An 18,493-nucleotide genomic window follows, 5' to 3' on the forward strand; every position below is an offset into this window, starting at 1 on the left:
TGCATTATAAATCGACGCGCGCCGGGCCGGGCCGTGCGCGGCTCGCAGCAAGTTCGAACTCATCCTATCGCCGTCGCGTGCTGGACGGACTAAATTGCGATTTCTGTCCGCGGCGTGAGCGCGCGGTCATGCGACGCTTTACAACGGAAGCCAATGCTACGACGCCTGTTATTTCAACGAGCCGGGAGCAACCTATCGCACTCGCAACGCTTGTTTCTGGTCGCTCAGATGAGTGCTTTTCATGCAGTCGTTGCCATCGCGCTGTGTTCCGCACTGTCGGCCGAAGCTGCCGATTCCGTGATGGCCGTGCATCGCACCAATGCGGAAAACTATAAGGACAGGGCATTGGCGGCATGCCTGTCGGTCGCTTATCAAGGTTCTCCGGCGGGCAAGGATGCCCATATCACCAAGAGCGCGTTCCTGGAATGGACTTATTACGATGAGGACAAGGGCGATCGGGCGGTCGATCAACTAGTGGAACGTTATTTGCGCCGCGATTACGCCAATCCCGTGGAAGGTTACGGCGGCGCCACATTCGATCTGCTGAAATGCCTGGACCTGTACCACAGCCCCGAGCTCGACGAGCAAGTGCGCCGGTACGTGCCGCATCCCGCCTGGATTGGGGACAAACCCGCCGGGCTGCCGCGCAAGACGGCAGGGAAGGCGACGCGTTGAGCGGCGAGCGCACGCACGCGACTTATAATGTCGGCTTTGCATCCCATCGCCTTCCCGCGTCGCCTTTTATGCCCGATCTGCTCGCGAATCTCAACCCTGAACAATACGCCGCCGTCACGTTGCCGAACGAACCGGCGCTGATCCTCGCGGGGGCGGGCAGCGGCAAGACGCGGGTGCTGATCACGCGGATCGCATGGCTGATCCAGCAGGGCTACGCGTCGCCCGCGACCGTGCTCGCCGTCACCTTCACGAACAAGGCCGCGCGCGAGATGATGGCGCGCCTGTCGGCGATGATGCCGATCGATACGCGCGGGATGTGGATCGGCACGTTCCACGGCCTGTGCAACCGGATGCTGCGCGCGCACTACCGCGACGCGGGCCTGCCGCAGACCTTCCAGATCCTCGACACGTCCGACCAGCTGTCCGCGATCAAGCGGCTGATGAAGGGCGCGAACATCGACGACGAGAAATATCCGCCGAAGAACGTCCAGTACTTCATCAACAACGCGAAGGAGCAGGGGCTGCGGCCGGACAAGGTCGACGCGACCGACAGCTTCAACCGCAAGTTCGTCGAGATCTACCAGGCGTACGACCAGCAGTGCCAGCGCGAAGGCGTCGTCGACTTCCCCGAGCTGCTGCTGCGCTGCTACGAGCTGCTCGCGCACAACCCGCCGCTGCGCGCGCATTACCAGGCGCGCTTCAAGCACATCCTCGTCGACGAGTTCCAGGATACGAACAAGCTGCAGTACGCGTGGCTCAAGCTGCTCGCGGGCGGCCAGAACGCGATCTTCGCGGTCGGCGACGACGACCAGTCGATCTACGCGTTCCGCGGCGCGAACGTCGGCAACATGCGCGATTTCGAGGACGAGTTCCGCGTGCGCAACCTGATCAAGCTCGAGCAGAACTACCGGTCGCACGGCAACATCCTCGACGCGGCGAACCACCTGATCTCGAACAACGCGCACCGCCTCGGCAAGAACCTGCGCACCGACGCCGGCCACGGCGAGCCCGTGCGCGTGTACGAGGCGACGACCGATTCGCAGGAAGCCGGCTGGATCGTCGAGGAGGTCCGCTCGCTGATCAATACCGGAATGGCGCGCAGCGAGGTCGCGATCCTGTACCGCAGCAACGCGCAGTCGCGCGCGATCGAGCACACGCTGATGACGGCCGGCATCCCGTACCGCGTGTACGGCGGCCTGCGCTTCTTCGAGCGGCAGGAAATCAAGCACGCGCTCGCGTACCTGCGCCTGATCGACAACCCGAGCGACGACACCGCGTTCGCGCGCGTCGTGAACTTCCCGGCGCGCGGCATCGGCGCGCGCTCGATCGAGCAGCTCGCCGACGCGGCGCGCCTGTACGGCTGCGCGATGGCCGCCGCGATCCCGTACGTGACCGGCAAGGCCGGCACGAGCCTCGGCGCGTTCGCGAACCTGATCGCGAAGATGCGCGCCGACACGCAGCAGATGAGCCTGCCGGAGACCGTCGAATACGTGGTGCGCGCGAGCGGCCTCGCCGATTTCTACCAGGGCGAGCGCGAAGGCCAGGACCGCCTCGAGAACTTGCAGGAACTCGTCAACGCGGCGACCGCGTTCGTCGGCGAGGAAGGCTACGGGCTCGACACGCCGGCCCGCTCGATCCCGCTGCGCGCGGGCGCGATCGCGGCGCCCGAGCTCGGCGCGGCGCCGGACGGCGCAGTCGTCGACGTGCTTGACCCGGCGGCCCCGGGCGATCCCGCGCAGAATCCCGACACGATGACGCCGCTCGCGGGCTTCCTGTCGCACGCGTCGCTCGAGGCCGGCGACAACCAGGCGCAGGCGGGCCAGGACGCGGTGCAGCTGATGACGGTGCATGCGGCGAAGGGCCTCGAATTCGCGGCGGTGTTCATCACCGGCCTCGAGGAGGGGCTGTTCCCGCACGAGAACAGCGTGCTCGAATCCGACGGCCTCGAGGAGGAGCGCCGCCTGATGTACGTCGCGATCACGCGCGCGAAGGAGCGGCTCTACCTGTCGTTCGCGCAGAGCCGGATGCTGCACGGGCAGACGCGCTACAACGTGCGCTCGCGCTTCTTCGACGAATTGCCGCAGCACGTGCTGAAGTGGCTGACGCCGAAGGTCGAGGCGGGCGCGCGCTGGGGCGGCGGCCGTAGCGACAACGCAGGCTGGGGCCGCGACTGGTTCGCGCGGCCGGGCGCCGGGCGCGAGCAGATCGTCGACGCAGCCGTGTCGGCGCCGCTGCCCGCGTTCGCGAACCAGCAACGCGCGGCCGACACCGGCTTCCGGGTCGGCCAGCAGGTGTTCCACACCAAATTCGGTGAAGGCACCGTCACCGCGCTCGAAGGCAACGGCGCGGACGCGAAGGCCCAGGTGAAATTCAAGCGGCACGGCGAGAAATGGCTCGCGCTCGCGGTCGCGAAACTGCAGGCGGTGGAATGAGCATGGATATCAAGGCTTCGTCGCCGGGCAAGCCGCTCGGCATTCTCGCCGCGCTGCCCGAGGAGCTCGGCGACCTGATCGCCGCGATGCGCGCCGAAGGCGCGGTCGAGACGGTCACGCTCGGCCGCCGCGACTATCACGTCGGCACCGTGCACGGCGCGGCGTGCGTCGTCACGCTCGCGCGGATCGGCAAGGTCGCGGCCGCCGCGACGGTCAGCGCGCTGATCCACGTGTTCGGCGTCGCGGGCGTCGTGTTTACGGGTGTCGCGGGCGGCGTTGCCCACGTGGTGCGGGTCGGCGACGTCGTCGTTGCGGATACCCTGCTGCAGCACGATCTCGACGCGTCGCCGCTGTTCCCGCGCTACGAGGTGCCGCTGCTCGGCGCCACGCATTTCGAACCCGACGCTGAGCTGTCCGCGCGCCTGAAGGCCGCGTGCGCGCAGTTCATCGCGGAAGAGGGCGGCGCGCTTGCCGAACGCTTCCGGCTGGCCGGCGCGCAGTTGCGCAACGGGCTCGTGATCAGCGGCGACCGCTTCGTGTCGAGCGAGCGCGAGGTCGTCGCGCTGCGCGACGCGCTGCCGGATGCGCTCGCGGTCGAGATGGAAGGGGCGGCGATCGCGCAGGTGTGCGTCGAGCACGGCGTGCCGTTCGCGCTCGTGCGCACGATCTCCGACACCGCCGACGATCACGCGACCCAGTCGTTCTCGCATTTCCTGTCGGAAATCGCGAGCAGCTATTCGTCCGGCATCCTCAAGCGTTTCCTGACGCTGCATGCGGCGACGGCGGCCTGAGCGCCGCCGTCGTACGGTCTTCCGCGAGCCCGGCGCGCATCGCCGCGCGCCGGGCTCGCGCATTTCACTTCACGCCGGCTACGCGCGCCGGCTGCCTTCGAGGTTCGGCAGGAACACCGTCAGCACGCCGATGAGCGGCAGGAACGAGCACACCTTGTAGACGAACGCGATGCTCGTCGCGTCGGCGAGCTGGCCGAGCACCGCCGCGCCGACGCCGCCGAGCCCGAACGCGAGGCCGAAGAACAGCCCGGCGACCATGCCGACCTTGCCGGGCATCAGCTCCGTCGCGTAGACGATGATCGCGGCGAACGCGGACGCGAGCACGACCCCGATGATCACCGTCAGCACGCTCGTCCAGAACAGGTTCGCGTACGGCAGCAGCAGCGTGAACGGCGTGACGCCCAGGATCGACACCCAGATCACGTACTTGCGGCCGATGCGGTCGCCGACCGGCCCGCCGATCAGCGTGCCGGCGGCCACGGCCGCGAGGAACACGAACAGGTGGAGCTGCGCGGCCTGCACCGACAGGTGGAACTTGTCGATCAGGTAGAACGTGAAATAGCTGTTGATGCTCGCGAGATAGAAGTACTTCGAGAACACGAGCAGCACCAGCACGCCTGTGGCGAGCATCACGCGGTTGCGCGGCAGCGTCGCGTGCGCGGCCGGCGCGCCCTTCCTGCGCAGCGACGGATGCCGCTTGTACCAGTGGCCGATCCGCGTGAGCACGACCATTGCGACGAGCGCGGCGGCCGAGAACCACGCGATGCTCGGCTGGCCGTGCGGGATCACGACCAGCGCGGCGAGCAGCGGCCCGAGCGCCGCGCCCGCGTTGCCGCCGACCTGGAACACCGACTGCGCGAGCCCGTGCTGGCCGCCCGACGCCATTCGCGCGACGCGCGACGATTCCGGATGGAACACCGACGACCCGCAGCCGACGAGCGCCGCGGCGACCAGCAGCGCGCCGAAGCTCGGCGCGACCGACATCAGCAGCAGCCCCGCCAGCGTGAAGCCCATGCCGACCGGCAGCGAGTACGGCTGCGGACGCTTGTCGGTGTAGAGGCCGATGAGCGGCTGCAGCAGCGACGCGGTGATCTGGTAGGTCAGCGTGATCAGGCCGATCTGCGCGAACGACAGCGCGAACTGGCTCTTGAGCATCGGATAGATCGCGACGATCAGCGACTGGATCATGTCGTTGAGCAGGTGCGAGAAGCTGATCGCGCCGAGCACCGGATAGACGGTGCGGGTCGTCGGGGCGGCAGGCGCCGCGTGCGGCAAGGAGGCGGCCGGCGCGGCCTGGCCGGCAGCGCGCGTGTCGAGGCTGGTTTCCATGTGAGCTGAGCGGGTTGGGGTGGCGGGACGCGCTCGGTGCGGACGGCGCGTTCGGATCGTTGCAGCGTCAAGCGAGTGTAATGTGGCGCGTTGTGAATGTCCGGCCAAGTTTTGTCGCAAATCAGACATTGAGGGGCGCATCGCCGGTTGCGCGCCTTTTTGGCCGGGTATAACGCTGGCGGTGTGCGTCGTGTCGGGCTGCGTCGTGCCGGATGCGCGTTTCACCGGACTCAAGGAATGCCGCCGGCTGCCGTAGAACCGACGAAATAACCAGACGGGCGCGCCGCCCCGGACGCCGGCCACGAGCCGCGCCGGGGCGGACGCGCGGGCGCGACAGCCATCGCGGTGACGTCGGAACCGACCTTTCCGGCAGCGTGATCAAAATGGGGACTCTATCGATGAATGCAGCTTCACTGCGTCCGCAGCCGGGCGCTCCTGTCGACGCGCCGGGCGACGGCGCCAAGCATGCGGCCCGGCGCGCGCGCCAACCCTGGAGCGTCAAGGCGACGCTGCGCGCCGCGTTCGCGGTGCTGCTGGCCGGCACGCTCGCGATCGGGGTGTTTTCGCTCGCGCAGATCAGCCGCCTGAACGGCTCGATCGCGTCGGTCTACGAGCAGGGGCACGTCGCGAGCCGCGCGGCGCAGGAAGTGCGGGCCGAAGTGCTGCGCGCGAGCCGCGCGCAGAAGATGCTGCTGACCGCGACGACCGGGAAGGAGCGCGACGAGCTCGGCGCCGAGATCGACGCGGGGCTCGCGTCGATCGGCAAGGCGCTCGGCGCGCTGCAGCGCGACGCGGACCCGGCGGACGCGGACGATTCGGCGCGGTTGCGCGCGTTCGCATCGGCCGTCGGCGGCTGGAGCGGCCACCTGCGCGATTTCGTCACGCTGGTGCGCGCGCAGCCGCTCGACCTGTCGCAGATGAACTGGCAGGTCGGCACGCAGGACGTGTCGCTGCTCGTCGAGACGGGCAAGCTCGAGAAGCTCGTCGCCGAACTCGTGAAGACGCGCGGCGCGAAATCGAAGGCGACGCTCGATGCGTCGTCGACGATCTTCTCGTCGTCGTTCGCGATGATCGCGGCGTCGACCGTCGCGCTGATCGTGCTCGCGATCGTGATCGCCGAGCGGGTCGTGCGCCGCCTCGTCGCGCAGCTCGGCGGCGAGCCCGCGTATGCGAAGGCGATTGCCGCGGACATCGCGCGGGGCGACCTGACGCAGCCGATCGCACTCGGCCGACGCGACCGCGACAGCATGGTCCGCGCGCTGTCCGACATGCAGGCCGGGCTTGCGACGACGGTCTCCGAGATCGCCGTCAGCGCCGAGGCGATCGCGGCCGCGTCCGGCGAGATCTCGGTGGGCAACCTCGACCTGTCGCAGCGCACCGAGCAGCAGGCGGTCGCGCTCGAGAAGACCGCGGCCAGCATGGAGCAGCTGACGTCGACGGTGCGCCAGAACGCGGAGAACGCGCGGCAGGCGAGCGCGCTCGCGGAGAACGCGTCGACGGTCGCGGAGGCGGGCGGCGAGGTGGTCGACCGGGTCGTCGCGACGATGAGCGAGATCGACGAGAGCGCGAAGAGCATCCGCGACATCATCGACGTGATCGAGGGCATCGCGTTCCAGACCAATATCCTCGCGCTGAACGCGGCGGTCGAGGCGGCGCGCGCCGGCGAGCAGGGGCGCGGCTTTTCGGTGGTGGCGGGCGAGGTGCGCTTGCTCGCGCAGCGTGCGGCGACCGCGGCGAAGGAGATCCGCGCGCTGATCGGCGCGTCGGTCGAGCGCGTCGCGAACGGTGCGGCGCTTGCGCACGATGCGGGCCGCACGATGGGCGACGTGGTGCGCGCCGTGAAGCGCGTGACCGACATCATCGGCGAGATTTCGGCCGCGTCGAGCGAGCAGAGCGCGGGCATCGACGAGATCGGCCGCGCGGTCACGCAGATGGACGCCGGCACCCAGCAGAACGCGGCGCTCGTCGAGCAGGCGGCTGCCGCGGCAAGCGCGCTCGACGAGCAGGCGCAGGCGCTGAAGGCGCTGGTCGGGCGCTTCCGGTTCACGGCGCCTGCCGGAGGCTGACGCGCGCGGCGCGCGCCGGCAGGGTATTGCGGCGGCCCGGCGGGCCGCCGCGCGTCACGACTTTTTCTTCTGCTTGTCCGGATCGATGATGACCGTGCAGGTCGTGCCCGCCGACAGCAGCACGCCGTCGGGCACTTCGTCGATCTTGATCCGAACCGGCACGCGCTGCGCGAGGCGCACCCAGTTGAAGGTCGGGTTCACGTCGGCGACGAGGTCGCGGCTTTGCGGATTGTCGCGGTCGAAGATGCCGCGCGAGATGCTCTCGACGTGGCCCTTCAGCACGCCGCCGCTCATCAGCCGCATTTCGGCCGGCGCCCCGACGGTCACGCGCGGCAGCTTGGTTTCCTCGAAATAGCCGTAGACCCAGAACGACTGGCTGTCGACGATCGCGAGCTTGGCCTGGCCGGCCACCGCGTAGTTGCCCTTGAACGTCTGCAGGTTCGTGATGTAGCCGTCGACCGGCGCGACGACGCGCGTGCGCTCGAGATTGAGCTTCGCGGCGTCGAGCGCGGCGAGCGCCTGCTGGTACTGCGCGTCGGCGCTCGTTGCGCTGTGCGCGGCGTTCTCGCGGTTTTCCTTCGACACGACGAGCGCGTCGAGGTCCGCGCGGCGGGCCGCGTCGTCGCGGCGCATCTGCAGTTCCGCGCGGCGGGCGGCGACGGCCGCCTGCGCCTGCTCGACCGCGATCTGGTAGTGCGACGGGTCGATCTGCATGATCAGGTCGCCCTTCTTCACGAGCTGGTTGTCGTGCACCGGCAGCTCGACGATCGCGCCCGACACGTCCGGCGCGACGTTGACGATCTCGGCGCGCACGCGCCCGTCGCGCGTCCACGGATCATCCATGTAGTGCACCCACAATGAGCGCCCGATCAGTATCGCGACGATGAGGATGACGGCCGTCGCGACGAAGCCGAAGAGTTTTCGCAGAATCATGATTGTTGTGGTTCAACGGTAAACGGCGAGGCTCAGCCCGCCGCAGATGCAGACGAGAAGGCAGGCCCGGAACAGCGACGGGTGCCAGACGAGACGGTAGAGCCCGGTGTAGGCGAGCAGCCGGTCGACGGCCCACGTCGCCAGCGCGCCGATGACGAACATCAGCACGACCGTGGGCATGTAGGCATCGAGGATGGCGAGTTCACGCGGCATCATGACGAGGTTCCTTGTTGGGGGGCGCGGCCGCGGTTCAGCGACGCGAGCGGCGATTCGGGATCGAGCAGCGCGGTGCGCACGAAATGCAGGTGGCTCAGGATGCGCTGCAGCCGGTGGCGTTCGTCGCGCGGCGGCGCGAGCGCGATCAGTGCGGCAAGCGCCTGCCGGGTCGCGTCGATCGCCGCGTTGGTGGCCGCGAGCGTCGCGTCGAAGCGGTCCGCGGCCGGTTTCTCGAACAGCGCGGAGAGGGCGCCGCGCATCGTGTCGATCGCGCGGCGCCACGACGTTTCGCGCGCGTAGTGCGGGTCGGCCGGCAGCGCGGCGAGTTCGTTGCGCAGGTCGATCGCCGCGTTGCCGGCCTCGAGCACCGCGAACATCCAGCGCAGCGCGTCGCGCTGCACGTCCGGCTGATCGGCCGACAGCGTGTGCGCCTGGTACATCAGGTCGCGTGCGCCGCTCTCGAAGCGGGTGCGCAGGCCGGCGAGGCGCGCATGGCAGGCCGCGACCGCCTGGTGGCGCAAGTCCGCGAACAGGCGCTTCTTCAGCCACGGCGCGGTCGGCGGGAACAGCACCGCGAACGCGATCGCCGACACGAGCATCGACAGCACGAGCGCGAGCGCGTCGTTCATGAAGCCGCTCGGGTCGTAGTGAATCAGGTTTTCCGGGCCGGCGAGCGTGCAGAAGAAGATGCAGTAGCCGACGCCGTAGCCGGCGGTCTTCGGCTTCATCGACAGGTAGAGCCCGAGCGAGAGGAACGGCACGAGCCCGACGCACAGCATCACGAAGCCGTCGACGCGCGGATACACCCCGAACATCGCGATCAGCCCCATGAACGACGCGAGCACGGTGCCCATCGCCATCTGGTAGGCCATCGTGGTCGGCCGCGGCATCGACGACGCGAGCGCGCAGACCGCGGCCGCGTTCAGCACCATCGTCACGCCGTTCGGCCAGGCGGTCTGGATCCAGAACCAGCCGAGCACGAGCATCACCGTCGCGGTGCGGATGCCGGCGATCAGCGCGGCGCTCAGGTTGGTGCGCGGCTCGTAGCGCTCGATCCAGCGCTCCCGCTCGTGGTTCGCGGTCGCGAGCGACGCGTAGGTCGCCGCATACGCATGCAGGTCGGTGATGAAGCGGTACAGCAGTTCGGAGGCGGTGTCGAAATCGAGCAGCGGGCAGTCCGGCTGCGTCTCGAGTTCGGCGCGCGTCGCACGGATGCGGCGCGGCAGCGCGTCGCGCCACGCGAGCAGCTGTTCGGCCGCGTGTGCGGCATCGGCCGACGAGCGCACCGGTTCGCCGGCGCGCGTGAGCAGCGGGGCGATTTCGCGGAAATACGGTTCGATCGCGTTGATCGCGGCGCTCGCGCCGGCCGCGTGCAGCCGGTTCATCAACTGGTGCAGCGCATGGAAGCGGCTCGACGCGCTCATGAACTCGCTGTTCAGGCGCGCGAGGCGGCCGCTTCTCATCCGCGTGTCGGGGTCCTCGAACACGGCCATGCTGCGCGCGGCCTCGAAGCCGACCACGTCGGCCACGAAACGGGTGTGCACGCTTTCGATGTGCGCGCGATCGAGCTGGCCGGACAGCGCCGACGCGACATAGTCGACGAACGCGCCGAAGCGCCGGCGCACCGTCGTGCGCATCTGCTCGCCGGTGTATTGCGGAAACACCAGTGCGCTGACGACGCCGGCCGACACGATCCCGACCACGATCTCGGCGGCGCGGGTCATCGCGGTCATGAACGCGCCGTCCGGATGCTGCGACGCGGGCAAGCCGATCAGCGCGGCCGTGTAGCCGGCGAGCAGGAAGCCGTAGCTGCGGAAGTTGCGGTTGCGCGCGGCGCCGGCCGTGCACATCGCGACCCACAGCGCGACCGCGAGCAGGAACGGCAGCGGCTGCTGCGGGAACAGGCCGACGAACGCGAGCGTCGCGATCAGCCCGAAGAACGTGCCGGCAAGCCGGTAGAAGCTCTTCGCGAACACGGCGCCGCTTTGCGGCTGCATCACGATGAACACGGTCGTCATCGCGGTCTTCGGCGCCGGCAGGTCGAGGCGCATCGACACGCCGAGCGCGATGAACGCCGCGAGCAGCGCCTTGACGAGATAGAGCCAGGCGACGCCGTCGGTGCGGGCCCAGTCGCCGAGCGCGGCGAGCCACGCCGACGGCGGGTTGCCGGCGGGCGGGGAGGCGGAGGAGGTGGCTGGCATGACGAGCGCTCCGCGTTACCGGGCCGCCGGCGCGCGGGCCGCGTCGGCGCTCGCGAGCGGCGCGGCGCCGGCGGCTTTCGGATTCGACGCAGCGGCAGCCGGCGCCTTGGCGCCCGAGGCGGCAGCCGGTGCTTTGGCGCCCGACGTAGCGACGCCCGGCGTAGCGACGCCCGACGTAGCGACGCCCGGCACATCCTCACCCGTCTCGACGCCGCCGCCGAGCGCGGCCATCAGCGCCGCATGCGCGGACAGGCGCTCCGCGTCGATCCGCGCGGCCGTTTCCTGCGCATGCAACAGTTGCTGCTGCGCGATCAGCACGTTCACGTAATCGGTCAGGCCGCGGCGGAAGCCTTCGCGCGACAGCTGATAGCTGCGGTCGTTGGCGGCCACCGAGCGCGCGGCATCCTTCTTCTGCGTATCGAGCGAGCGAATCCGCACGACCTGGTCGGCGATGTCCTTGAGTGCGCCGACGATCGTCTGGTTGTAGTGCTCGACCGCCTGGTCGTAGCCGGCCGACGCCGCGCCGAGCTGCGCGCGCAGCCGGCCGCCTTCGAAGATCGGCAGCGACAGCGCCGGGCCGGCGGTCCAGCCGCCGTTCATCGCGCGCAGGAAGTCGGCGAACGGCGCGGTCACGCCGAAGCCGCCGACGGTCGCGAGCAGGTCGATGTTCGGATAGAACGCGGCCTTCGCGACGTCGATGCCGCGCGCCTGCGCGTCGACCGTCCAGCGCGCCGCGACGACGTCCGGCCGGCGGCCGAGCAGGTCGGCCGGCAGCGCGGACGGCAGGCCGGCCGGCGCATCGAGCGCGAGCTTCGGCCGCGCGATCGAATCGCCGGCGCCGGGCCCTTTGCCGGCGAGGGCCGCGAGCTGGTGGCGGGCGAGCTGGATCGCTTCCTCGTACGTATCGATCTGGCGTTCGTAGTCGGGCAGCGTCGATTCCGCCTGGCTGACCTCGAGCTGCGTGCCGAGGCCGGCCTGCAGCCGCTTGCGCGCGAGGTCCGCGAGCGCGTGCTGGCGCTCGAAGGTGTCGTGCGCGAGGTCGAGCAGCGCATAGTTCATCGACAGCCCGACGTAGGCGCGCACGACGTTGACCTCGAGTTCGAGCCGCGCCGCGCGGGCATCGGCCGCGCTTGCATGCGCGACGTCGAGCGCGCGCTCGGTCGCGTTCTTGTCCTTGCCCCACAGGTCGAGGTGATACGACAGGCCGAGCGTGCCGGTGTTGTTCCAGGTGTCGGCGTTCGCGAGCGGCCCCGGGCCGTAGAACACGTTGTCCGGCCAGTGCTGGCGCATCAGCGACAGGTTGCCGTTGATCTGCGGCAGTTCGGCCGAGCGGGCGACGCGGGCCATCGCCTGCGCCTCGCGCACGCGCGCCTGCGCGGCGGCGAGCGTCGGGTTGCCGGCCTGCGCGGCGGCGATCCATGCGTCGAGCTGCGGATCGCGATACGCGCGCCACCAGTCGGCCGCGGGCCAGCCCGCGTCGCGGTCGGCCGCACGGATGGCCGCGCCGGCGTCGAGCGCGCCCGGATCGATCTGCGTGGACTGCGGCTTGTTGTCGCCCATGCTCGCGCATCCGGTCATTATTAATGAGACTGCAAGAACCGCGAGTGCGAGCGTCCCTTTTATTGCCGGAGACTGCACGATTTTCTCCCTTTCGGATATAGATGAGCCGAGTGGGATTATATTTTTAGGCAATTGCTGAATATACGGACAACGGTGCAAGTCATTTTTACAAAAGCTGAGATAATATTTGTTGGTGAACGTGTAACAATCCTCCCCGATTCTCACGGGTAATGGCATGGATACGTTACAGAACATGCGGGTATTCATGCGCGTGGTCGACGCGGGCAGTTTCACCGCGGCCGCGCAGCAGATGAATTCGACGACCGCCTATACGTCGCGCGCCGTCTCGGACCTGGAGGCGCACCTGCGCACCCGGCTCCTGAACCGGACCACGCGCCGCATCGCGCTGACCGAGGCCGGCGAACGCTATCTGCAGCGCTGCGAACAGATCCTCGCGTATGTCGACCAGGCGGAAGCGGAGGCGAGCGATGCGCACGCGCGTCCGTCGGGCAAGCTGAAGGTGCACTGCTTCACGAGCCTCGGCCAGCACTATACGGTGCCGGCCGTGTCGCGCTATCGCGAGCGCTATCCGGACGTGCACGTCGACCTGACGCTCGCGCAGCGGATGCCGGACCTGCTCGACGAGGGCTACGACGTCGCGATCGTCGTCGGCCGCGACCTGCCGGATTCCGGGCTCGTGTCGCAGCGGCTCGGCGAATCGTACAGCGTCGTCTGCGCGTCGCCGCGCTACCTCGAGCAGCACGGCGTGCCGCAACAGCCGCAGGATCTCGCGCATCACACCTGTCTCGGCATGGTCGCGCCGGGCTTTCACTACGACGACTGGACGCTGTCCGGGCCGAACGGCGACGAGCACGTCGCGCTGCCGGCGCCGCCGTTCCGCGTGAACGTCGCCGAGGCGCTCGCGGTGGCCGTGCGGGAAGGGATGGGCATCGGCGTGCTGCCGATCTACTCGGCGATCGCCGGCCTGCGCAACGGCCATTTCGTGCGCGTGATGCCCGAGTACCGGTCGCACGTGATGAACATCTACGCGCTGTATCCGTCGCGCCAGTATCTCGACGCGAAAATCCGGACCTGGGTCGATTTCCTGCGCGACGAGCTGCCGGCGACGCTCGACGCCGACGAGGCCGCGCTCGAGCAGTTCACGCGCGCGACATGACGTCGCGGGATCGCGAAATCTGACGAGATTTGTCGTTCGCGCAACACTTTTTTACGGTCGTCCGGCGGACAGTTTGATACTGTCTGGCTCAGAGTGATCTGCAGCAATACGGAGAAGCAATGGATACGCACCTGATGATCGGCCTTGGAATCCTGTTCGGCGTGATCGGCGCCGTCGCGTCGCGCGACCTGCTGCGCGCAATGAAGGCGCGGCTGCAGCCGGCGCCGGTCCGGGTGCGGTCGGCGTCGGAAGCCGCGCGCCGCCTCGGGCGCTGAAGCGAAGGGGCGGTAGGGCGGCCTAGCGGTTGGTCGCCCCGTCGAGCACCACGACCTTGTCCCAGGCGAACGCGGTGTTTTCCAGTTCGCCGGTGCGCCGGCGAATGTAGCCGCGCGGATTGCAGACGACGCGCGTGCCGCCTTCCGTCACGTAATCGAATGAAGTATGCGTGTGGCCGTGCACCCAGAGGGCGACCGGCGCGCGCATCAGCCCCGCCAGATCGTTGATGAACCCGGCCGACACCGGATCCTGTGCATAGCGCTCGGCGAGCGAGCGCCGGTGCGGCGCGTGATGGGTGACCACGATCGTCCTGCCGGCGAACGGCGCAGCCAGCTGTGCCTCGAGCCACGCCCGCGACCGGCGGTGCAGCGCGAGCGCATCGGCCGGCGTGAAATCGCGCTCCGCGCCGCACGCCGGCGCATCGCCGCCCGCATGGACCGCCGCGTCGTGCGGCCACGTCACCTGAATCAGTCCCTTGAAATCGAGCATCACGCGCGACGCCGCGTCGATCGCGCGTGCAACGCTCGCATCGTCCGCGCCGAACAGCGCGAAGTCGGTCCACAGCGTCGTGCCGAGCACCCGGAAGCGCCCGGCCGGATCGACGTAGGTGTCGTTGTTCAGGTAATGCACGTTGTCGAGCGCGCGCGCCGCGTCGCGCATCGCCGCCTCGAGCGCGCCGAATTCGCCGTCGTAGTACTCGTGGTTGCCGGGAACGTAAATCACCGGCAGTTCCGGGTCGAACGTCTCGGCGGCCCAGCGCAGGCCCTCCGCGTGGTTGTGGATGTCGCCGGCCAGCACGACGAGATCCGCGTCGGCATGGGGAATCACGTCGGGCAGGTTGCTTTCGAGATGCAGGTCGGACAGCACGCGGATCTTCACGAACGTCGCTCCGAAACAAGTGGCTTCAGCGTAGCACTTTGCCGGGGTTCATCAGGCCGCGCGGATCGAGCGCGGCCTTCAGCGCGCGCATCAGCCCGATCTCGACCGGCGACTTGTAGCGCTGCGCATCGTCGATCTTCAGCTGGCCGATCCCGTGTTCCGCGCTGATCGTGCCGTGATGGCGGTGCACGTTGTCGTAGACGATCCGGTTGACCGGCGCCTGGTATTCGGCGAGGAACGCCTTCGGATCGCCGCCTGCGGGCGTCTGCACGTTGTAGTGGAGGTTGCCGTCGCCGAGATGGCCGAACGTCACCATCCGCGCGCCCGGCGCCGCCTGCTGGATCGCCGCGTCGGTCTCGTCGATGAAGCGCGCGATCGACGAGATCGGCACCGCGATGTCGTGCTTGATGTTGAGCCCTTCGTCGGCCTGCGCGAGCGGGATGTGCTCGCGCAGGTCCCAGAACGCGCGCGACTGCGCGAGGTTCTCCGCGACCACTGCGTCGACCACGATGCCGGCCTCGAACGCCTCCTCCATCAGCTTCTCGAACAGCGCGCGCGCGTGCGCTTCGCTTTCGTTGTCCGACAGTTCGAGCAGCACCGTTTGCGGGTGCGTGCGATCGAACGGGTAGCGCAGCTGCGGATAGTGCTTGCCGACGAGCTGCATGCAGAAATCCGACATCAGCTCGAAACCCGTCAGCAGCGGCCCGGCCGCGCGCTGCGCGAGCGCGAGGAAGTCGAGCGCCGCATGCGGCGATTCGAGCGCGGCGAGCGCCGTGACCCGCGCGGCCGGCAGCGGGTGCAGCTTCATCACGGCGGCGGTGATGATGCCGAGCGTGCCTTCGGCGCCGATGAACAGGTCGCGCAGGTCGTAGCCGGTGTTGTCCTTGCGCAGCCCGCGCAGGCCGTCCCAGATCTCGCCCTGCGGCGTCACGACCTCGAGCCCGAGGCACAGCTCGCGCGCGTTGCCGTAGCGCAGCACCGCGGTGCCGCCGGCGTTGGTCGCGAGGTTGCCGCCGATCGTGCAGCTGCCCTCGGCCGCGAGGCTCAGCGCGAACAGCCGGCCGGCGTCGCGCGCGCGGGCCTGCACGTCGGCGAGGATCACGCCGGCCTCGACGGTGATCGTGTTGTTGTGCGGATCGAGCGCGCGCACGCGATTGACGCGCGCGAGGCTCAGCACCGCCTGGCCGCCGCTCGCGTCGGGCGTCGCGCCGCCGGCCAGGCCCGTATTGCCGCCCTGCGGCACGAGCGCGACGCCGTGCGCGTTCGCGAGCTTCACGAGCGCCGCGACTTCGGCGGTGTTCGCCGGTTTCAGCACCGCGCACGCGGACCCTTTGTAGCGGCGGCGCCAGTCGGTCAGGAACGGTTCGGTGTCGTGCGCGTCGGTCAGCACGTAGTCCGCGCCGATCGCGTCGCGGCAGGCGGAAACGAAAGCTTCGGAAGAATTCATGGCGGTCGGTCGCGTAAGGATCAGGGCGCGGCGCGCGATTTTTTCGCCGCGCGTTTGAACGGCGCGACGTACGCAAGCGCCGCCGCGAAGAAGCCGACGGCAAGCGCGGTCTCGCACCAGCCGAGCGTCGCGGACAGGCCGCGATCCGACATGCCGCGCACGACGCCTTCGGCGAAATAGGCGAGGATCAGCATGCTCGCCCATTGCATCGTATAGATGTTACGCCGCCAGACGCCGGGCAGCGCGAGCGCGAGCGGCACCGCCTTGAGCATCAGCGCGGACCCGCCGGGCCGCAGCGGCGCGAGCCGCAGCTCCCACGCGAGCGACAGCGCGATCAGCGCGACGAGGCACGCGGCGGCGGTCAGTGCATAGCGCGGCCGGGCGGCCGGAGCGGGGCGGGCGGGTTCGGGCGGATTCATGCGGCGGCCTGCGCGTCGGCGAGGGCGGAGGCCGTGCGGGCCAGCCGGGCGCCGAGCGCGGCGGCCAGCGCCTTTTCGTCGGCGGACAGCCCGCCGGGCGCGGCGCGCTCGTGCCGCGACACGTGCGACGCGCCGTACGGCGTGCCGCCCGTCTGCGTCGTGCTGAGCGCGGATTCGCTGTACGGGATGCCGACGATCATCATCCCGTGATGGAGCAGCGGCAGCATCATCGACAGCAGCGTCGATTCCTGGCCGCCGTGCAGGCTGCCGGTCGACGTGAACACGCACGCGGGCTTGCCGGTCAGCGCGCCGGACAGCCATTGCGGCGTCGTGCCGTCGAGGAAATACTTGAGCGACGCGGCCATGTTGCCGAAGCGGGTCGGCGAGCCGAGCGCGAGGCCTGCGCACTCCTCGAGATCGCGCAGTTCGGCGTACGGCGGGCCGTCGTCCGGAATCTCGGGCGCGGTCGCCTCGCATACGGCCGACACGGGCGGCACGGTGCGGATGCGCGCCTGCATGCCCGGCACGCTGTCGATGCCGTGCGCGATCGCGAGCGCGAGATCGCGCGTCGCGCCGTGACGGCTGTAATAAAGCACGAGAATGTCTTTCATGGGCAAAGGGGCGTTCTCGCGGCAGCGCATGTGCGCGCCGTGCGCGAACCGCCCCTGCCGGATTGAGCGGCTATTATAGGGGCTGAAGCCGTCGTGCGAAGCGACGGTGCGCGCCGTATGGCGCAACGCATGTCGAAGGAGGAAACCGTTTGCCGAAGTTGAGCGTCGATCTCGACACCATCAAGCGCCTCGCGCGCTTCGCCGCGAAACGCAGCGCCGAGGACCGCATCCCGCAGGTGGCGGGCAGCCTCACGTTCACGACGATGCTGGCGCTCGTGCCGCTCGTGACGGTAGCGTTCGCGCTGTTTACCGCGTTCCCGATGTTCGCGTCGTTCCAGATCTCGCTGCAGGGGTTCCTCGCCGATCACCTGATGCCGGCGCAGTTCAACATCCAGATCTTCAAGTACCTGAACCAGTTCGCGTCGAAGGCGAAGGGCCTGACCACGGCGGGCCTGATCGCGCTCGTCGTCACGTCCGTGATGACGATGATGACGATCGAATCCGCGTTCAACCTGATCTGGCGGGTGCGCAAGCCGCGGCCGTTCGCGCAGCGGGTGCTCGCGTACTGGGCGCTGATCACGCTCGGGCCGCTGCTGTTCGGCGTGAGCCTGTCGATCTCGTCGTACCTGTTCACGGAGTCGCTCGCGTTCACCGGCGCGGCGCCGACGACGTCGGTCGTCGAATGGCTGCTGACGTTCGCGTCGCTGCCGCTGACGGTGCTCGCGTTCACGCTTCTCTACGTTTATTTGCCCAATTGCACGGTCGCGTGGCGCGACGCGGCGATCGGCGGGCTGTTCGCCGCGATCGCGTTCGAGCTCGCGAAGCGCGGCTTCGGGTACTACGTGAGGCGGATTCCGACCTATACCGCGGTGTACGGTGCGTTCGCCGCGCTGCCGGTGTTCCTGCTGTGGGTGTACCTGAGCTGGTTCATCGCGCTGCTCGGCGGGATGGTGACGTCGGCGTTGCCGGCGATTCGCGTCGGTCAGTTCCACCGCATCCACTATCCGGGCAGCGACTTGCTCGATGCGCTGGAACTGCTTGCGCGGCTCGCGGAGGCGCGCGCGGCCGGCAAGCCCGGCTATTCCGCGCTGCGGCTCGCAGCGATGCTGCGCTGCGACATCGAGACCGCGCAGCGCTTGCTGGCGCTGCTGGAGGAGCGCGAGTGGGTCGCGCGGCTGGAAGGCGGCGACGGCGCGCCGCGCTACGTGCTGCTCGCGAACCCCGAGCAGCTGACGCTCGCGCAGCTGTTCGACGTGCTGGTGATCGACCGGACCGAGCTGACCTACCAGCTGCAGCGGCGCCGCACCCATGTCGACGGCGCGGCCTTGCTCGCGGTGCTGTCGAGCGACCGCTTCGACGTGTCGCTCGCGTCGCTGATCGCCGCGCACGGGCACGCGGACGCGCATCCGGCCGCCGCGGCGATCGCGCCCGCGCCGGGGAGTGCGGACCCGCACGCGCGGCCGCACCGCACCGCGTGAGCC

16 protein-coding genes are annotated in these 18,493 nt (G+C 69.3%); 7 read left to right on the top strand and 9 right to left on the bottom strand.

All coding sequences use genetic code 11. The features are described from left to right. The first annotated feature begins 228 nt into the window (after positions 1–228). From HWX31_RS07185 to HWX31_RS07195, 3 genes are all read left to right on the top strand, one after another. The gene (locus HWX31_RS07185) at positions 229–675 is read left to right on the top strand and encodes a type VI secretion system amidase immunity protein Tai4 (protein WP_174963721.1); all 447 of its coding nucleotides are present in this window, start codon (positions 229–231) and stop codon (positions 673–675) included. Positions 676–743: 68 nt separating this feature from the next. After that, positions 744–3,107 carry a UvrD-helicase domain-containing protein gene (locus HWX31_RS07190; RefSeq protein ID WP_059616220.1) on the top strand — a complete coding sequence of 788 codons (2,364 nt, stop codon included), beginning with the start codon at positions 744–746 and terminating at the stop codon, positions 3,105–3,107. Between the two features lie 2 nt (positions 3,108–3,109). After that, the gene (locus tag HWX31_RS07195) at positions 3,110–3,898 is read left to right on the top strand and encodes a 5'-methylthioadenosine/adenosylhomocysteine nucleosidase (RefSeq protein WP_174963720.1); all 789 of its coding nucleotides are present in this window, start codon (positions 3,110–3,112) and stop codon (positions 3,896–3,898) included. A gap of 78 nt (positions 3,899–3,976) precedes the next feature. Here HWX31_RS07195 and HWX31_RS07200 read toward each other — a convergent pair whose 3' ends face one another. Beyond that, on the bottom strand, positions 3,977–5,227 hold the full coding sequence (locus tag HWX31_RS07200; protein WP_174963719.1) for an MFS transporter: 1,251 nt from the start codon (positions 5,225–5,227) through the stop codon (positions 3,977–3,979). Positions 5,228–5,625: 398 nt separating this feature from the next. On the opposite strand from HWX31_RS07200, the gene HWX31_RS07205 reads away from it, so the two are divergent. Next, complete coding sequence (locus HWX31_RS07205) at positions 5,626–7,293, top strand: methyl-accepting chemotaxis protein (protein ID WP_174963718.1); 1,668 nt, start codon at positions 5,626–5,628, stop codon at positions 7,291–7,293. Positions 7,294–7,347: 54 nt separating this feature from the next. On the opposite strand, the gene HWX31_RS07210 is transcribed toward HWX31_RS07205, so the two are convergent. From HWX31_RS07210 to HWX31_RS07225, 4 genes are read right to left on the bottom strand one after another with little or no spacing between them, the layout of a single operon-like run. Next, positions 7,348–8,226 (bottom strand): efflux RND transporter periplasmic adaptor subunit, encoded by an 879-nt coding sequence (locus HWX31_RS07210; RefSeq protein ID WP_059483608.1) that lies wholly within the window; start codon positions 8,224–8,226, stop codon positions 7,348–7,350. Between the two features lie 12 nt (positions 8,227–8,238). Next, a complete protein-coding gene (locus HWX31_RS07215) occupies positions 8,239–8,442 on the bottom strand; it encodes a DUF1656 domain-containing protein (RefSeq protein WP_010092591.1) in 204 nt (67 codons plus the stop codon). Further along, entirely contained in the window at positions 8,439–10,643 is a 2,205-nt protein-coding gene (locus HWX31_RS07220; protein ID WP_174963717.1) for an FUSC family protein, read from the bottom strand. The genes HWX31_RS07215 and HWX31_RS07220 overlap by 4 nt, the downstream gene beginning before the upstream one ends. 15 nt (positions 10,644–10,658) lie before the next feature. Further along, positions 10,659–12,281, bottom strand: a complete 1,623-nt coding sequence (locus tag HWX31_RS07225; RefSeq protein ID WP_174963716.1) for an efflux transporter outer membrane subunit — start codon at positions 12,279–12,281, stop codon at positions 10,659–10,661. A gap of 157 nt (positions 12,282–12,438) precedes the next feature. On the opposite strand from HWX31_RS07225, the gene HWX31_RS07230 reads away from it, so the two are divergent. Both HWX31_RS07230 and HWX31_RS07235 read left to right on the top strand, forming a co-directional pair. Further along, positions 12,439–13,380 (top strand): LysR family transcriptional regulator, encoded by a 942-nt coding sequence (locus HWX31_RS07230; RefSeq protein ID WP_174963715.1) that lies wholly within the window; start codon positions 12,439–12,441, stop codon positions 13,378–13,380. 119 nt (positions 13,381–13,499) lie between these two features. Beyond that, positions 13,500–13,655, top strand: a complete 156-nt coding sequence (locus HWX31_RS07235; protein ID WP_010092586.1) for a hypothetical protein — start codon at positions 13,500–13,502, stop codon at positions 13,653–13,655. Between the two features lie 22 nt (positions 13,656–13,677). Here the strand turns inward: HWX31_RS07235 and HWX31_RS07240 are convergent, their stop codons facing one another. The 4 genes from HWX31_RS07240 to wrbA are packed head-to-tail and all read right to left on the bottom strand — an operon-like array spanning position 13,678 to position 17,012. Beyond that, positions 13,678–14,535, bottom strand: a complete 858-nt coding sequence (locus tag HWX31_RS07240) for a metallophosphoesterase (protein ID WP_174963714.1) — start codon at positions 14,533–14,535, stop codon at positions 13,678–13,680. A gap of 25 nt (positions 14,536–14,560) precedes the next feature. Then, the gene (locus tag HWX31_RS07245; protein WP_174963713.1) at positions 14,561–15,982 is read right to left on the bottom strand and encodes an FAD-binding oxidoreductase; all 1,422 of its coding nucleotides are present in this window, start codon (positions 15,980–15,982) and stop codon (positions 14,561–14,563) included. A 20-nt stretch (positions 15,983–16,002) separates the two neighbouring features. Further along, positions 16,003–16,401, bottom strand: coding sequence for a DUF2069 domain-containing protein (locus HWX31_RS07250; RefSeq protein WP_174963712.1), 399 nt, complete (start codon positions 16,399–16,401; stop codon positions 16,003–16,005). Beyond that, positions 16,398–17,012: an NAD(P)H:quinone oxidoreductase gene (gene wrbA / locus HWX31_RS07255; protein ID WP_174963711.1), complete on the bottom strand. Its 615-nt coding sequence runs from the start codon at positions 17,010–17,012 to the stop codon at positions 16,398–16,400. The genes HWX31_RS07250 and wrbA overlap by 4 nt, the downstream gene beginning before the upstream one ends. A gap of 149 nt (positions 17,013–17,161) precedes the next feature. Between wrbA and HWX31_RS07260 the strand changes: the two genes are divergently transcribed. Next, positions 17,162–18,490: a YihY family inner membrane protein gene (locus tag HWX31_RS07260; protein ID WP_174963710.1), complete on the top strand. Its 1,329-nt coding sequence runs from the start codon at positions 17,162–17,164 to the stop codon at positions 18,488–18,490. Positions 18,491–18,493 lie beyond the last annotated feature (3 nt).

The sequence above is a fragment of the Burkholderia ubonensis genome (assembly GCF_902833085.1).
Lineage (GTDB): Bacteria > Pseudomonadota > Gammaproteobacteria > Burkholderiales > Burkholderiaceae > Burkholderia > Burkholderia ubonensis.

Excerpts from the sequence above, each read along its gene's own strand:
- HWX31_RS07185 (WP_174963721.1), top strand. The coding sequence starts at position 229 with ATGAGTGCTTTTCATGCAGTCGTTGCCATCGCGCTGTGTTCCGCACTG.
- HWX31_RS07190 (WP_059616220.1), top strand. The coding sequence starts at position 744 with ATGCCCGATCTGCTCGCGAATCTCAACCCTGAACAATACGCCGCCGTC.
- HWX31_RS07195 (WP_174963720.1), top strand. The coding sequence starts at position 3,110 with ATGGATATCAAGGCTTCGTCGCCGGGCAAGCCGCTCGGCATTCTCGCC.
- HWX31_RS07200 (WP_174963719.1), bottom strand. The coding sequence starts at position 5,227 with ATGGAAACCAGCCTCGACACGCGCGCTGCCGGCCAGGCCGCGCCGGCC.
- HWX31_RS07205 (WP_174963718.1), top strand. The coding sequence starts at position 5,626 with ATGAATGCAGCTTCACTGCGTCCGCAGCCGGGCGCTCCTGTCGACGCG.
- HWX31_RS07210 (WP_059483608.1), bottom strand. The coding sequence starts at position 8,226 with ATGATTCTGCGAAAACTCTTCGGCTTCGTCGCGACGGCCGTCATCCTC.
- HWX31_RS07215 (WP_010092591.1), bottom strand. The coding sequence starts at position 8,442 with ATGATGCCGCGTGAACTCGCCATCCTCGATGCCTACATGCCCACGGTC.
- HWX31_RS07220 (WP_174963717.1), bottom strand. The coding sequence starts at position 10,643 with ATGCCAGCCACCTCCTCCGCCTCCCCGCCCGCCGGCAACCCGCCGTCG.
- HWX31_RS07230 (WP_174963715.1), top strand. The coding sequence starts at position 12,439 with ATGGATACGTTACAGAACATGCGGGTATTCATGCGCGTGGTCGACGCG.
- HWX31_RS07235 (WP_010092586.1), top strand. The coding sequence starts at position 13,500 with ATGGATACGCACCTGATGATCGGCCTTGGAATCCTGTTCGGCGTGATC.
- HWX31_RS07245 (WP_174963713.1), bottom strand. The coding sequence starts at position 15,982 with ATGAATTCTTCCGAAGCTTTCGTTTCCGCCTGCCGCGACGCGATCGGC.
- HWX31_RS07250 (WP_174963712.1), bottom strand. The coding sequence starts at position 16,401 with ATGAATCCGCCCGAACCCGCCCGCCCCGCTCCGGCCGCCCGGCCGCGC.
- wrbA (WP_174963711.1), bottom strand. The coding sequence starts at position 17,012 with ATGAAAGACATTCTCGTGCTTTATTACAGCCGTCACGGCGCGACGCGC.